This window comes from Ignavibacteria bacterium (assembly GCA_016873775.1).
In the GTDB taxonomy this organism is placed as follows: Bacteria; Bacteroidota; Ignavibacteria; order UBA10030; family F1-140-MAGs086; genus JAGXRH01.
This window is the reverse complement of record VGWC01000024.1, coordinates 13363-31794: the sequence shown is the minus strand read 5'-3', so window position 1 is coordinate 31794 and position 18432 is coordinate 13363. Positions and strand designations below refer to the sequence as shown.

The following is an 18432-nucleotide window of genomic DNA, read 5'->3' as shown; positions in this document are numbered from 1 at the left end:
CCTTGTAATTTCGTGGGGTAAATTCTTTTTCGTCTATGATATATTGTTCGAGTATTTACCGTTCTTTAATAAATTTCGCGCGCCGCAAATGATATTGCTTCTTGTTCCATTTACGGTAGGAGTTGTTGCGGCGTATGGTTGCGAATATCTTTTCGGCAAATTTGAGTTGCGGGAAAAATTATTGAAACCGTTGATGTATGCGTTGAGTATATTCACGGTGATACTTTTCATCGGATTTTTTTTGAAAAGTTCAATGTTTCCAACGGGTTCATTCACGAAAGAAGGAGATGAACGTCAATATAATGTGGAACAAATTTCACAATTACGAACAATGCGGTTTGAAATGTTGAAAGATGATGTGATAAAATTTTCGTTGATTGCGATTGCGGGAATTGTGTTGTTGTTACTTTTTTCCAAAACGATTATTTCGCAAACAATATTCGGAGCAAGCATACTGATAGTATTTTTTATAGATATGGGTGTGATTGATAAACATTATTTACAAACATATCCGAATCAGCAAAGCGAAGAACAATTTCCTCCGACGCAAACGATTCATTATTTGCGACAAGATACAAGTGTCTATCGAGTATTTCCCATTCGTCAGTTTTCATCATTCGATAATTCGTGGATGTATTATGGAGTGCAAACAATTGGAGGATATTCTCCTGCTAAATTGAAAATATATCAGGAGATGGTGGATTCGTGTTTGTATCGCGGATGGGACCCGCAGTTTCCGTTGAATATGAACGTTATCAATATGTTGAACGTGAAATATGTGATTGCCGACGGAAGATTGCCGGAAGAATATTTTAAAATAGTGTTCGTTGACCAAAGAAAAAAAGAGATAGTGTTTGAAAATCCATCGTATCTGCCGCGAGCGTTTTTTGTGGATACGGTGATTGTTGCAGATAAATCAACAATGTTTCAAATAATGAACTCGGAATCATTTAATTCGAAACATACTGCGATCGTTCAGCAAAATATCGAAGAAAAAATTTATTCGCCATCAGACGCAGAAGTGCGAATGAAAAAACATAGCGCGCATCATATCGAACTCACGACACGAAATAGTGTTTCATCATTACTTGTCTTGAGTGAAATCTATTATCCCGTAGGATGGAAAGCATTAATAGACGGTAAAGAAACACCGATAATACGGACAAATTCAATACTTCGTTCTATCGTTGTTCCATCGGGAAATCATACAATTGAATTTGTGTACGATTCAAGCGTTTATCAGAGTGGACTACTCATTTCCTATATCGGATGGATTATCGCATTCGTTTTAGTTGGAATAGGAATTTATTTACGGAGGCAAAACGAAAAAAGAGAGATTCCATAACTTTATGAAAACGTATTATGGAGATAGGGTAAGAATAATTTTTCGGAACATTGAAAAAAATATTGACAATATGATTACTTTTCATTAAATTATCGGTGAAAATTTCCGATAATAAGAGAAAGGCAGAATAGATAATCTCTAGTTTTCCTTTGAAACAGTTTCCGAATATTTACATTATACAATTTTTTTTCAATTATAAAATTATTTACAAGGAGAAAAATATGTTTTCTTTGCGCCATTTTACTTCTATTTTTTCTAAACTATTGCTTTTCATTGGCTCTCTTTTCCTCTTAACTGCGTTAGAAACTTTTGCACAAGTGAAAACTGCTGTTGCAACAGGTGATTGGGATGATGGAAATATCTGGAGTCCTGTGGGAGTTCCTATTAGTACGGATAGTATTATCATTTTGAGCAATGTAGGAAATCCAATAACCGTGAACATCAACACAGGCGACAAAACTGTTGCTGCGCTTGTGATTGACCCTGAAGGCGCGAATTCAATTTTAAATATCAATAATCCTTTAACTGTAACAATTTCACGAGGAGTAGAAATTACTGGAACGTTTAACGTTGTTACAGCTTCTTCTGGGGTTACAATTAATGTTGGAGGCGATTGGTATAATAACGGAACATTTGACCCATCAGGAAGTTCAGTAACATTTAACGGAACTGGAAATCAATCAATAGGTGGTACTACATTCAATAATTTTTCCATCAACAAATCATCCGGAACTGCAACACTCAATGGTTCACTCACTATCAATGGAAATCTCAGTGTAACAAGCGGAACATTAGTGCTCGGAAGTTTTCAAGCAAATCGCGCAAGTCCCGGAGGTTCGCTTACGGTTTCTAATAATGCAGCACTAAAAATCGGAGGTTCGAACACATTTCCAACAAATTATGTAACAGTTTCCTTAGGTGCAACGAGTACCGTCGAGTATAACGGTTCAAGTCAAACTATTGGACGACAATCCTATGGACATTTATATTTAACCGGTTCTGGTTCAAAAACTCTTCAATCTACTGATTCTATTATTACACAAGGAAATCTTACAATAGATGGAGTAACATTTAGCGGTGGTTCAAACAGAACACATCGAATAGGTGGGAATTGGAGCGTTGTGAATAGCGGAATTTACAACAGTAATTTCAGTAATAATACAGTTTTATTTAATGGAACAGGAACACAAACAATTTCTGGTGATGAGATGCGAAATCTCACTGTATCCAAAACTTCCGGAACATTATCGCTTTTGGCAAATTTACAGATTAAATCCGGAAATGTTACAGTATCACAAGGAACATTTGATTTAAGCACATTCACACTAAACCGAACAGCAGCAGGCGGAACATTTACAGTTTCCAATGGTGCAACATTAAACATTGGAGGAACAAATACGTTTCCATCCAACTACTCTACAATAACGTTGGGTTCTTCAAGTACTATTGCATACAACGGAGGAACACAAACGATTACTGCAAACTCTTATGGAAATCTTAGTTTAAGCGGAACAGGAAATAAAACTGCTGGTGGAAGTTTTAGCATAGCCGGAAATTTTGTTGTGAACTCTATTGCGTATCAAGGAGGTTCTACTACTACTACGTTTGGCGGTTCTACAACGTTATCGGGGAATGGAACGTTTAATTTCGGAAATATCATCATAACCAGCACGCTTTCAGATAATGGTATTTCTTTCAATGTTGCAGGAGATTGGTCAAAATCAGGAACATATACTGCAACGGGAGCATCAGTTTTCAATGGAAGCGGTGCTCAAAACATCGGAGCAAGCAATTTTAACAACATCAGTTTTTCAGGTTCCGGAACGAAAACAATTTCCGGCGCGCTTACCGTCAATGGTAATTGGTCGAATACAAGCACAATTTCAACTTCTCAAACAATAACGTTTAATGGGAACGGAACGCAAAATATTGATAATGGTTCTTCAAGTTTTGCAAGTATTATCATCAGCAATTCAGGAGGTATTGTAAATGCTACTAATAATGTAACACTAACAGGTGCTTTTACGCTTTCTTCCGGAACATTTACCGATGGAGGAAATACAATAAGCGTTGCCGGCGATTGGACAAAGTCGGGAGGAACATATACTGCAACGGGAACAGTGGAACTCAACGGAAATGTCCAAAGTATATCTGCTTCTAATTTCAACAATATAACAATGAGTGGAACCGGTCAAAAGAATGCCGGAGGAAATATTTTTGTTGCAGGAAACTTAACTTTGACAGGTGTGAACTTTGTTGATGCGAGTTCGACATTAACATTTAATGGAAATACAACATTATCAGGAACAGGAACAGCCATATTGAATCATCTATCGGTAACTGGAACATTCAATGATGGAGGGAAAAATTATACAGTCAATGGCAACTGGTCGAACAGTGGTACAGTTATTTCTTCAGGAACAGTTACATTTAGCGGAACAACATCGTTTTCGGGAAGTGCCGCAACAAATTTTGCAAACGTGAATATCACGGGTTCACTAATTCTTGCGGCTTCATCAAACTTTGGAATTTCGGGAACGTTTTCATCATCGGGAACTTTTAACACAACGTCGAATATTCCCAACACGGTTACGTTTAATGGCGGAGCACAATCTATTCCTTCGTTAACATATTACGCGTTAGCACTTTCTGGAGGGCAGAAAACTGCTTCGGGAAATATTACGCTGAACAATAGTCTTGATGTTGCGAACGGAGCGACGTTTAACGATGGTTCCGATTCGGTTATTATAGATGGTACAGTAAATTTTAGCGGGAATGGTGCATTTAATTTGAATAATGTAAAAATAAATTCTGCAAAGAGTCTTTCGCTTGGTTCAACTTCTCTGAATATTGCCGGAGTTTTAGTGAACAACGGAACAATTTCTCCCGGAACAAGTACCGTAACACTCAGCGGAGCAAATAAAACAATCAGCGGAACACAAACATGCGATTTTCATTCACTAACCGTTTCAGGTTCTGTTACAACATCAAATAATTTGTCATTTACCGGCGATTTGAATGTTAGCGGAAGTTTTGCTGCATCAAGTGGAACGGCAAATTTTAATGGCGCAAATAATACGCTCTCCGGAACTGTTTCTTTTGCAAACGTGAGCATTGGCGGTGGAAAAAATTTGACTCTTCAAACAAATGCATCGTTAGGAATATCTGCGACATTTACGATAAGCGGAACATTCGCTGCGGTAACAAATACTCCCAACACAGTTTTGTATAACGGAACAACGCAAAATATTGCAAGCACGCAATACGACGATTTGGGAATTAGCGGAAGTGGAACAAAAACTGCGGCGGGAACAATTACGGTGAACGGCAATGTTTCAATTGCAAATTCATCAACATTTTCCGATGGCGGAAAGTCTATTACGTTTGCTGGAAATATTTCAAACAGTGGAACATATTCCGGAAATACTGGAGGAACGGCGAATTTCAGTTCATCAACGACGCTTTACGGTTCAGGGACGTATAACTTTAATACGATTGTTATCAACGGAACGTTAAATAGCGGAAATCTTTCTATCGGGGTAGCAAAGGATTGGACGAATAACGGAACGTTCATTTCCAACGGTACTATTGTAATAAATGGAAACGGTTCGCAATCTTTTAATGCAAGTAATTTTTATTCCTTGTCACTTGGAGGAAGTGGAAACAAAACGTTTGCCAATGGTTCTACATTTACTGTTACAGGAGATTTTTCAGTTTCGACCGGAACGTTTATTTCGAGCGGGACATCGTTTATTTTCAACGGAACAAGTGTTCAAAATATTTCCGGAGGTTCTTTCAATAATTTAGAAATCAATAACTCCAGTAATATTACATTATCCAACAATATCACTGTTAATGGAACATTAGAATTTACTATTGGAGATATTCTTACAGGAAGTAATAGTATAACACTTGGTACTTCAGCATTGTTGAATGAAACAAACGGCAATACGATTATTGGAACAGTTACTACTACAAGAAATATTCTTGCAAATACATCGCAAAATACTGTAGGAAATATCGGAGTAGTCGTTTCTACTTCCAATACTGCTCCCGGTCAAACCACTATAACACGCGTTACCGGAACACCGCTCGGTGGAGGAGGTTCATATTTGTCCAATACATCTATAGAACGTTATTTCGATATTACTCCGACAACAAATTCAAACTTGAATGCAGAATTTGTATTCCTTTATGACGAAAGCGAACTCAACGGACAGACGGAATCATCGCTTCGTTTATGGAAATCTACAAACAGTGGCACTTCGTGGAGCGGATTAGGAGGAATTGTTAGCACTGCACAAAATTCTATTGCTATTACTGGTGTCAATTCGTTTTCACGATTCACTGCCGCAGATGGAGCGAATCCGCTTCAACCGAATACTATTGTTGTTCGCACATATCGGGAAGCAGATGGAAAGTCTAGCACTTCTTCCGATTGGGTTTCGCGTAAATGGTTTATTCAATTGTTCCGCGAAGCAGAAATTGGTGAACTTGTTGGTCAAGTCGAGTCGGATTCGCTACTAACTGTAGATACTTTATCAGATGGAACATACATTGCTTCAATTGCAGATAGTAGTGGATGGTACCATCGTGCAATCCGTGTCAACAGTGGAACAATTGATTCAACAACAAGCAGTTCAAAACCTATTTCGGTTTCGGGTGGAACATATAATACGATTGACTTTGCTAACTTTCATCCGAGTAAATTAACGGTGAGAAAATACTTGGATGACGACGGAATATTTTCAACGGATACCGATAGAGTTGCGAAGAAATGGAATTTAACTATTTATAAAACGTCTGTTGCTCCTCAAAACATTCATAGTCAAGTTACGTCTGATAGCGTACTTGTTGATAGTCTTCTAGAAGACGGAGATTACGTTGTTTCCGAAGCCGACACGAACGGATATATTCACCTTGGTTATGTTTCCAGCGATTCTGCAGTGGAATCAAGTACAAATCAAATATTTATTTCATTAAGCGACGGTCAAGTGAAGTATATCAACGTTATTAACAAAATGAATTTGAATACCATTATCGTTGAAAAATATCTTGATATGGACGTTAATATGGGAACGAGTGGACCGGATAGAGTTGCAAAAACATGGTTCTTAAAAGTGAACAAAGGAAGTTTAACAGGGCAAGGAGTTGATTCCGGCAATACTTCTCAACTTACTGTTTCAAGTTTGGATCTGAATTCGACGTATTATGCAATAGAAGCGGATTCAATCGGATGGAGACATTTGGGATACATTTACAAACTCAATGGTAATATTGTTGATAGCGTCGTTAGTCAAACATCGAAGAGCATACAAATTACATTTACCGGCGGCGGAAATACTGCATTGATTCAATTTATCAATTCCAATGCAGATTCTGGAATGTTTTTAACATTCACACCGAAAACGAACGACACGACTGGTTGGGGAACTGCTAAAAAAGTTCCAAAACTATTAACTAAAGCACTGAAGAAAACACCGAAAACAATGGCGAAACCTTCCGTTGCAAATATTCTTGATACGGTATTCGCAAAGATGTACGGTAAATTTGCTGTTCGAGCAAATATTAGACCATCAATACTTGGACTTGATGAAAAGAAATTCCCGAATGGATTATATATTGGAGTTCCTGCTGCTGCATTGAATACATCTTTAAAAGCGCGTGTTGATACGGTTGCATTTTTATTCAAGAAAGATGCAAAAGGATTTCGGCTCTTTGTTGACCATCAAACATTCTCTCGCGGTTTCGATGGAAATGATAAAACCATAGATCGAACCGCAGTGAAAGAAGGAACAAAAAAAGCAACCCAAATAAAAGGTATAGCAACACCAAAGAAACCCGGCGATAATGGAACCAATAACCAACTTGCAGGTGAATTAGCCGCACTTCGTATGAATATTGCAATGAGCGAAGCAGGCGTAGCTCCTTCCGGTTTGAAAGAATTAGTGTTCGATATGAAAAATGGAACTGCGAATGTTCTCAACAATCGTAATCTCGAACAAATTTGCGATTTCGTTGATACTGCGCTTACGTACTGGACGGCGTTTTATTTTGATACAAATAATTATTACAATAAAACGTACAACGCAAAGAAAATTTGGAGACGGTACGAATCGGGACAACCGCTGTACGACACATTATATTCTACTTTGAGCAAAATCAATCTTGCGTTTAACGACGGAATTGATTCCAATAATTTTCAAATAAATTCAGATTCCATTCCTTGGTATTCTCCATTGAAACTGAAAAGCGGTGTTGGAAAGCATTTATACCTCACATCGTTTCTAATTTCTTCGGGTAAACAATCTTCGCCAAGCGTTGCCAATACATTTGTTCCGAGCGAACCCGAAACGTACGAACTGTATCAAAACTATCCGAATCCGTTTAATCCTTCGACAACGATTGAGTATTATTTGCCGCAGGATGCATTTATAACGCTGAAGATTTACAATATTCTTGGGCAAGAAGTTCAAACACTAATATCGAATGAATATCGCGAGCAAGGATATGACGAAGTGGAATTTGATGCTTCTCAATTATCCAGTGGAGTGTATTTTTATCGAATGACGACAACTCCCGCAGATAATTCCGGTGAAGGTTCGTCATTCGGCGAATTTATTCAGACGAAAAAACTGATGTTGATGAAATAAAATATTTTCTTTGTTATTCATATTCAACCGCGTCCATTGTACTTTCAATGGACGTGGTGTGTTTTTAATATGAACCTATTTTTCAAAAGAAATATGAGAACACGTTTAAAAATCTCTTTTACCCTGCTAACTATTTTACTGTTTTTCGTAACTGCGGATTCCTTGTCCGTAGTAAAACGCGCTATTGCTTCCGGCGAATGGAGTACGCCGACGATTTGGAATCCTTCGGGAATTCCGACTTCGTCCGATAGCGTAATAATTGATAAAAACGGTTCGGACGCAATAAGAGTTGAGATTTCATCTTCAAGCGCTGTATGCGCCGCTCTTGTTATAGACCCTGAATTTTATGGAGATTCGCTTCTTATCAACAATGGGAAAGTACTATCGGTTGCGCGAGGTATTGAATCGAACGGAACATTCGGATTTACCGGCGGAGGCGGTACGATAAACGTTGGAGGAAATTGGACAAACAACGGCGTTTTTATTCCAGGAATTGCTGGATTGAGTACATTAAGATTTTTTGGAGCGGGAAATCAAGATGTCATAGGTTCATCATCTACGTTTGATAATTTTGTCGTCAACAAATCTTCAGGAATTGTTACGCTGTATGTTGATTGTCCCGTACAATCGAATTGGACAGATTCTTCGGGGACAATTGACCTTGGCGCATATCGAATGGATAGAACGTCCGCATCAGGAGGAACTTTTTTTCTTGCAAGCGGAGCGTATCTGAAAATCGGCGCATCCAATTCATTTCCAGCAAATTATCAGACAAACACACTTCATTCGTTAAGCACAGTTGAATATAACGGAACGACGCAAACAATATATAATAAAAACTATGGCAATGTTGTTTTTTCCGGCAGCGGAACAAAAACTGCATCGGAATCAATTACCATTAATGGAAGCATTACCATCAATTCCGGTGTTACATTTTCCGGCGGCTCAAACCGAACGCATAGAATTTTCGGCAACTGGACAAATGATGGTACATATTCCATTGCTTCGGGGAATATTGTTGAGTTTAACGGAACTGGAACTCAAACGATAAGTGGTGCAACGCAAACCCAATTTAAAAATTTAAAAATCAATAAAACATCCGGAAGTGTTCAGTTGGCGAATAATATTTCCATAAATAATGCGAAGTTACTCGTTATCAGCGGAACATTGGATATATCCACGTTCACGGCAAATAGAACGAGTAGCGGTGCGCCGCTTACCGATTCATTTTCTGTTTATGGAAGTTCTACATTTCGATTTTCCGGCGCAGATAATTTTCCAAAAAATTTTCCTAATTATTTCTTTGATTCAACTTCAACTGTTGAACTCTACGGAAATCTTGACCAACGCATTCCGGGATATTCGTACGGAACAATGAATTTAAGCGGAAGCGGTAATAAAACTGCTGTCGGAAATATGACGATAAAGAAGAATTTTACGGTTAGTTCTTCAGTTACGTTTTCGGATTCTCTTTCTTCTAATGTTGATTCTCTCAAAGGAAATGTAACAGTGAGTGGTACATTTTTGGGAATAGGAACGGTTGTTTTTAGCGGTTCTACTTCTCTTTCAGGAGCAGGAGTTTTAAAATTTGGTTCTGTTGTTATTACTGGTTCTCTTTTTGATGCAGGAAAAACGCTACAAGTGCGCGGGAATTGGACAAACAACGGAACATTCACGAGTAGCGGAACAACACAATTTGATAGTACGCTCGCTCAAACCATCGGCGAGTCAAATTTCAATAATGTTGTTATCAATAAATCTACAAGTACAGTAACACTGAACGGAAATATTACAATAGCAAATGATTTTATTTTGACGAATGGTATCTTTTCTACGGGAAGTAATTTTTCTGTCGCTATTACGAGAGATGTTAGTATTACCTCCGGAACATTTCAAGCAAATGCAAGTTCGATTTCTGTCGGAAGAAACTGGAGTCGTTCAGGTATTTTTTCTTCAGGAACTTCTACGGTTACGTTCAATGGTTCATCATCCCAATTTCTTGAAGGAACATCGTTTTACAATTTGACTTTTTCCGGGAACGGATTAAAAACCGGTGCAACAAGTGGATTAAAAGTAATCGGTTTAATGACGATATCCGGAAATGGAGGGTTTAACGACGGTGGAAAATCCGATACAGTAAGTGGAAACATTGATAACTCTTCATCGTATTATGGCACAGGAACAATTGTATTTAGCGGTTCAACCTCACTCATTGGAAGCGGAGTGTTCAAGTTTGGAAATGTTCTTATTTCACCATCAAGCTCGTTAAACACGAATAGCAAAACAATTTCTCTTCGCGGCGATTGGACGAATCAAGGAACATTTGTTTCTTCCGATACTGTATACATTGATAGCACGCTCACGCAAACAATCAATGCCGCCAAATTCGGAACGCTTGTTATCAATAAATCAAGCGGAACAGTTTCCTTTGGAGGAATAGATTCTGTTACGAATACGTTTTCGTTGATTTCGGGAACATTGAATACCAATAATCAAGCGTTCGTTGTATCGCAATCGTTTTCGAATGCAAGTTCAGGAACAATCAATGCTGGAAATAGTTCGATATATGTTGGAGGAAACTGGAGCAATAGCGGAACGTTTAATGTTGGAAATTCTACTGTTGTATTCACTAAATCAGGAGCGCAAACATTTCAAGGAACAACATTTTTTCACGTAACATTATCGGGAAGCGGGGATAAAACTTCAACAGGCAACTGCACTATCGGTGGAAATCTTACCATCAATACCGGAGCAAGTTTTGTTGAAAATTCGAATTCCATTACGACAACATTGAACGGGAATCTCATTGCAAACGGAGCGTATGTTGGTGTTGGTACAACAAAATTTTCCGGCGCCTCAACAATATCCGGTTCCGGAACGTTGAAATTCGGTTCGTTGATAATAGACGGAACATTGAATGATGGCGGAAAAACATTGCAAGTGCGTGGAAACTGGTCAAAATCCGGAACTTTCACGACAACGGGAACAACGCAATTTGACAGTACACTTTCCCAAAGCATCAGCGCATCAAATTTTAACAACGTTATATTCAATAAAGCGAGCGGAACTGCAACGCTCGGCGGCGATATTTCCGTTGCAAATGATATAACTATTTCTTCGGGAATTTTTACAACGCATACTTCGAACTATGCGATAACCGCGTCGAGAGATTTTTCACTTTTTAGCGGAACATTTATTGCAAACGGAAGCACGATTACTGTTGGGCGACATTGGAAAAATTTTGGAACCTTCACTACGAATACTTCAACAGTTGTTTTTAATGGTTCATCGGCGGAATCGTTGTATTCGAGCATTTTTTACAATGTAAGTTTTACGGGAAGCGGAATAAAGTATTTTGTCGGCGAGTCGTATTCTGTTGGAAATAATTTTGCGATTCAAACAAACGCTTCAGTTTCTGCAATAGGAAACGGAACTATTACTGTAACAGGAAATTGGTCGAATGCAGGAACGTTCACTCCCAATTCGTCATCACTTGTTTTTAATAAAGTCGGAACTGCAACATTTACCGGAAATACCGATGTTCATAACGTTACGATTGCAAACGGAACAATCATTTCTATGGGAGTGAACGATACTCTTCGATTTTCAGCAATGGGTATTTTTTTCGAACAGGGATATCTTTCCGGGAAAATAAAATATTCACAAACACTCAGTAACGAAAGTACGGATTATGCTTTTGGAAATATTGGCGTGGTGTTGAATTATGCGGGAACGTCACCGGGAACAACGACTATTGTGCGAACAACAGGAACAACTCCTTCGGGATTAGATCAAGCCGTAAAACGTTTTTTTGAAATTACTCCAGAGACAAATTCCGGATTAAATGTTTCCTTGAAGTTAACGTATAAAGATGATGCAGCGGAACTTAACGGACAAACTGAATCATCGTTGAAACTTTGGAAACGACCGAGTGGATTTGTTTCGTGGCAGCGGCAAATAACTTCTGTTGTGAACACAGCAAATGATACTGTTTCATTAAGTGGTGTTTCAAGTTTATCTACGTGGGCAATTTCTTCAACTGATGTTCGAGTGTTTGCTGTTGCATCGGGAAATTGGAACGATAGCACATCTTGGAGTCCTGCAGGAATTCCAACTTCCACCGATAGTATTTTTATTCCATCTGGAAGAACGTGTACAATTCCCAACGGATATCCTACTTCTACCAGTAGTATCAATATTGCAGGAATACTTGTTGCGTCGAATGCCGATACGTTGAAAGTTTTTGGACAGTGGAATAACAGCGGAACATTTACCTCAGGAACAGGAACTGTGGAATTTGCGGGAACGAATCAAAATGTGAGTGCAACAACATTTCACAACGTTGTTTTTTCTAACAGTGGAACAAAAACAGCATTAGGAAATCTTGTTTTCAACGGTTCATTAACAAATAATTCCGGCATAACATTGAATGCATCAACATATTCTCATACTGTGCGCGGAGATTGGATAAACAATAACGGAACGTTAATTTCCAACGGTCAATTTACTTTCAACGGAACAAATCAAATAATTTCGGGAGGAACGTACTATAATATTTCTTTTCAGGGAAACGGAACGAAGACAATAAACAGTACGATGGCGATTAACTCCAACGTTTCGATTGGTTTAAATTCTATCGTCAATGCGGGGAACAATGTAGTTTCTGTTTCCGGAAATTGGCAAAACAACGGAACGTTTTCTAACCTAAGTGGAACAGTAACGTTCAACGGTTCTTCACAATCAATTTCTGCAAGCGCGTTTGGAAATGTAACCTTTGCTGGAAACGGTACAAAAACTGCAACTGGTGTGTTAGTCATTAAAGGGAATGTTGTCATAACAAACGGCGTTACTTTTAAATCCAATGCATTTATAGATTCCGTATCGGGAAACTGGACGAACAACGGAACCTTTTCTGATACTGGAAGTACAATTGTTTTTAACGGAACGTTTGACCAAACAATTGGGCAATCGAATTTTTTCAATGTTTCTTTTGTAGAAACAGGAATAAAAACTGCAAGCGGAGTATTGAACATCAACGGAAATTGTTTTATCGGAAACGGCTCGCATTTTACGGCGGGAAATTTTACGCATACAGTAAAAGGAAATTGGACGAATAACGGAACACTAACGCCAAACAATGGTACATTTTTATTTTCCAAAAGCGGAACTATCGAATTTGCTGGGAATACAGTTTTTAATAACCTTTCAGTTAATAATGCAACAGTACTTGCTGTTGATACACTTTCCGTGATTACACTTTTGGGAACTTTAACAGAAACCGGAAGCGGATATTTGACAGGAAAAATTCAAAAAACAGAAGACATTTCGTTACAAGGAGTTCCTTTCACCTTTGGTGGAATTGGAGCAACAGTTATTGCTAATTCTGCACCAACTCCTTCGGGAACAACAGTAGTTTCAATTCGCAAACTTGTTCCAAATGGTTTTTCGAGCAGTCAAATTGTGTTGCGATATTACATGATTACTTCTACAAACGTTGTATCGAGTATTTCGTTTGGAATGAAATACAAAGAGTCGCAAGAGTTAAATAATCAAACAGAATCTACGTTGAAACTTTGGAGAAGCACGAATAACGGTTCGTCGTGGTCGCGGGAAGCAACAAGTATAATTTTTCCTGCGAGCGATTCGCTTTCATTATCTAATGTTGCACTTTCCAATATGCAAACGATGTTTGCAATTTCGTCTTCATCACTGAAAATTTTCACGCAAGCAAATGGGAATTGGAACATCAATGAATCGTGGAATCCTGCAGGAGTGCCGCAAGCAGGAGACAGCGTATATATTCCGTTAGGTTCGAGTGCAACAATTTCTGGTTCCGATTCTCTTTTTTGCGGAGGAATTTATGTTGCTGGAAATCTTACGTTTTTGGATAATGGTAAACTGAACGTTTTCGGTACGTTGAACAGTACAGGAACGATTGTTCCAAATTCGGGAACAGTTTTGTTTAGCGGAACTCCGTCATTCGTTGCAGGAAATGTATCGTTGAACAACGTTACTATTGTTGCAGGAAAAACATTACGAATGAATTCCGGTGCAGTTCTGGGAATTTTCGGAACATTGACAAACAACGGAACGTTCGATGCAACAACAAATAAACCGAATACGATTGATTACAACAGCACATTGCCACAAAATATTTCCACAGCAACATACAGTAAACTCATTGTTTCCGGAGGTTCTTCTAAAATAATCGTTGGTTCGCTTACGTTGGATTCGATTGAAATTGGAACAGGAACAACATTGAATGACAACGGCAATACCATCGTCTTAAGAGGCAATTTCAGAAACAAAGGAATACTGAACGCAACGGGAACATTGATTGCAGATGGAATTTCAATGCTCGATGCTTCCGGTTCGTATCAATTCAACATTGGAAATCTTACTATTAGTTCTTCACAAAATTTATCAATGAGAACGTATGTTGTAACAATTTCTGGGAAAATAATCAATTACGGAACGTTGATGAGTAGCGGAACGGTTACGTTAAACGGTACTTCAAAAACAATAAGCGGAACTTCTGCTCCTCAATTTAAAAAACTATTTGTTACAGGTACAATTGTTGATTCTTCGGGACTTGTCATAACAGATTCGCTAAATGTTTCTGGTTCACTGTATGTTATCGGCGCAACGTCGTTCAATAGTTCAAGTGTGGTTTCTGGTTCGCCGATTGTAACAAACGTCAATATTAGTTCCGGTGTGAACGTAACATTAGCGGCAAATGCGACACTGGAGATACGAGGAGGAATTACCAATCTTGGAACGCTGACTACGACGGCGAATACAACGAACACTGTTTGGTTTTCTTCTACGTCATCTGTGATTCCTGCGGGAACATACAATCATTTGCGAATTACAGGAAGCACAAAAAGCAACAGCGGAAATATAACTATCAAAGGAAATTTTTCAGTTGATTCCAATGCGCAATTCAACAGCAATTCCGGAGCAGTTATATTTGACGGAACGACGCAACTTTCATCAACGCCCAACGGAACATTCAAGTTTTATGATGTAACAATCAACAATGGAAAAACGGTGAACGGCGGAACGCTTTCCATTTCTGTTCAAGGGAATTGGAGCAATAGCGGTTCATTTGTAACGACAAACGGAAGCACAATAACGTTTGACGGAACAACGACGCAAACAATCTCTCGTTCAACATTTCAAAATGTTGTTATTGCAGGAAGCGGAACGAAATCACTCTCAGGAAATTTGATTGTCAACGGCAATTTTACTATGAACGCAGGAACAACGTTTAACTCAGGTTCAACAAGCGATACGATAAAAGGAAATTTAATTTTTTCAGGAGGAACATTCAATGCAAACACATCATCGTTTATCTTGAACGGAACTACTGCGCAATCTATCACGGGCATTTTTTCGTTCAATAATCTCTACATCATTAATTCTCAGGGAATCACACTCTCGAATAACGGAACAGTGAACGGAATTCTCAGTTTGATTTCCGGAAAAATCGAAACGAACGGTAATGTGTTAATTTTAGGAAGTTCGGGCACATTGTATGAATCGGGAAGTTTCGTTGTCAATGGTGTTATACAAACGACTCGTTCAATTAATGTATCAGAATCGTTCGGAAATATCGGTTTGAAAATAACTGCGAATGACCAACCGGGAAATAATACCACTGTTACGCGGTACACAGGCACGGAACTCAGCGGCAATGGAAGATTTAGCGGAAATAAAACCATCAAACGTTACTTCGATATTGTTTCGCAATCAACGTCGCTTTGGAATGGAACAATAGAATTTAAATACAGCGAAAATGAACTTACTCCACAACATCAGGAAAACACGCTCCGATTATGGAACTCGACTGATAACGGAGCAACGTGGAATTTATTAGGTGGAGTTCAAGATCCAAGCGCTAATGCAATTACCGTTGTAGTTGGCGAAATTCCTCTGAGACGCATCAGTGCTTCAAGCGTTCAACTTCAACCGAAAAGAATCAACGTGCGAATGTGGCGCGATACAGATGGCATAGATACAACTACTAATGATTGGGTTCCAGCAAATTGGCATTTACTTGTTCGTCAAGGAACGGCAAACGGTTTAGTCGTTGCTGGAAATTATTCTGATACGTTAATCTGGACGGATTCATTACTTGAAAACACATCGTACTTTGCAATTTCTACGGATAGTTCCGGATGGATTCGAAAAGCGTATCGTGATAATGGCGTATTAAAGAAGAACACGATCAATACAGTTCAAGTTGCGCTTTCGACACAGAACACACGTACAGTTGAATTTGCTGCATTTCATCCAAGCAAAGTTACTATTCGAATGATGAAAGATTCCGATGGAAATATTTCTACAACAAATGATAGAACATATATTCCGTGGGAATTGAAATTGTTCAAAGGATTTGTTGTTTTTAATCCACGTCGTGATGGTAAAAATATCTTACAGTTAACGGATTCATTATTGGAAGATTATACCTACGTCGGCGAAGCAGAAGATAGCACAGGATGGAACTTTTTAGGATATATCGTAACAACAGGTGATTCTTCCGATACGATAACATCATCGCAACGTCCTTTGCGCGCGACGTTTAATGCGTTTAATGGTCAACAAATTACGCTCGATTTTCTTGTTTACGTCTCGAATACAATTGTTGTAAGAAAAATTCAAGATACAGACGGGAATATCAATTCTATTAGCGATAGAACAACAAAACCATGGCACCTTCGATTATTTAAAGGTGCAGTGGATGCAGATAGTTTAGTTGGTGAAGTAACAAATTCCGACCAACTCATTGTTAGCGACCTTTCCAACGGAACATACATTGCAACCGAATCTGATAGTTTAAGTTGGAAACAAATCGGATACACGTTCGAAGGCGCAGATTTTTCTGATACGACAAGACAAAAAACTTTCTCGATTAGTAATGGCGATACAATACAAATAGATTTTATCAACACGCATTTCAATTCGATTTACATAAAACATCTTATTGACCGAGACAATAATTTCTCGAACGATACTATGATGGAAGCGTATCCTTGGAGTTTAAGTCTACGGAAAGACTCACCTACGGGACAATTGTTGGGAAATGTAGTTTCGGATACGGAGTTAGTGGTTCCGAATTTAATGAACGGAACGTATTTTGCTTTGGCTACAGATTCCGTTGGATGGAGAAGATTTGGGTATTATAAAGATGGTATAAAAGTGAATGGAGCAGATACTATCATTCAAATAGTATTACTTTCCGGCGGACAAGTTTCCAGAGTTGCATTCGTAAGTTCGAACGCAGATTCGGGAATGTTTCGAACACTCAAGCAAGTATCTTCGACAATAAATGCGAAAGCGGGAAAAATGAAATTCAAAAAGAACAAACCTTTACCAACGCATACGGATGCAAATATTCGCGATACTGCATTCGCTCTCCAATTTCCGAAGAAACCAGTGAAACGCCCGATGATCATTGGCGTAGAACAAACAATTAAAGATAGTGCAAAAAAATATGGATGGATTATTTTTAACAAGGGAAACAACATTGGAAAATACTTACCGCAAACAACGAACGAAAGAATGTTCGATGTTAAAAGTGGAAAAGCATTTACAAAGGGCTTAAAAAATCCCAAACAAGATAAATACAACAACAGACTTGTTGGAGAATTGGCTGTTTTAAAATTGAATATTGCGGCAAGCAATAATTCTGTTACTCCTCAAAATTTCGGAAATTTAATTTTCAATGAAGGTGGTGCAAATATACATTTGTTGAATGGAAGAACAATCAATGAAATCGGCGGAACACCAATGCTTGGAGGTGGATTGATTCCCGGATTTGTTGATAGTACGCTTACGTATTACAGAGGGTTTGGTTCTCACGGACAATTCACTTATCCTGAATTTTATATTGAAGTAGCAGAAGCTATTGAAAAAATCAATGAAGCGTTTTATGATGTTCCGGATCCGAGTGATACGATTACTATTATACCGTTGAAACTCAAAGGTGCGAAGCGTTTAAGTGAAGTAGATTTCTTGTTCGCCAATCCTACCAAAACCACAACGCGAACAGATTTTTATACTACTTCGGTTGTTCCTTCAGAATTATCGCTGTTTCAAAACTATCCTAATCCGTTTAACGCATCAACACGTATTCAATTTACTCTTCCACAAAATGCGTATGTAACTTTGAAAGTATATAATATCCTTGGACAAGAAGTCTTAACGCTTTTCCACAATGAGTATTTTGATGAAGGAGAATGGGATACGGATGTTTTTGCTGAACATTTATCTTCGGGGATTTATTTTTATCGTTTAACTGTTGAACCCGTTGACGATGATGGAAATAAAGAAAATACTCTTGTGCAAACAAGAAAATTAACGCTTATCAAATAAAAAACAAAAAAGCGATTTTATGCGAAATCGCTTTTTTTATTTCTGCCGTTTCAACGT

At 38.4% G+C, this 18432-nt stretch carries 3 protein-coding genes; all 3 read left to right on the top strand.

Annotation, left to right across the window (positions count from 1 at the left end; all coding sequences use genetic code 11):
• Positions 1-88: 88 nt before the first annotated feature.
• Positions 89-1345 (top strand): YfhO family protein, encoded by a 1257-nt coding sequence (locus tag FJ218_05180; GenBank protein MBM4166299.1) that lies wholly within the window; start codon positions 89-91, stop codon positions 1343-1345.
• Between the two features lie 221 nt (positions 1346-1566).
• The gene (locus FJ218_05175; protein ID MBM4166298.1) at positions 1567-7998 is read left to right on the top strand and encodes a hypothetical protein; all 6432 of its coding nucleotides are present in this window, start codon (positions 1567-1569) and stop codon (positions 7996-7998) included.
• Positions 7999-8091: 93 nt separating this feature from the next.
• Positions 8092-18375 carry a hypothetical protein gene (locus tag FJ218_05170; protein ID MBM4166297.1) on the top strand — a complete coding sequence of 3428 codons (10284 nt, stop codon included), beginning with the start codon at positions 8092-8094 and terminating at the stop codon, positions 18373-18375.
• The last annotated feature ends 57 nt before the right edge of the window (positions 18376-18432 follow it).

Coding starts and splice junctions, on each gene's coding strand:
- FJ218_05170 (MBM4166297.1), top strand. CDS start 8,092: ATGAGAACACGTTTAAAAATCTCTTTTACCCTGCTAACTATTTTACTG.
- FJ218_05175 (MBM4166298.1), top strand. CDS start 1,567: ATGTTTTCTTTGCGCCATTTTACTTCTATTTTTTCTAAACTATTGCTT.
- FJ218_05180 (MBM4166299.1), top strand. CDS start 89: ATGATATTGCTTCTTGTTCCATTTACGGTAGGAGTTGTTGCGGCGTAT.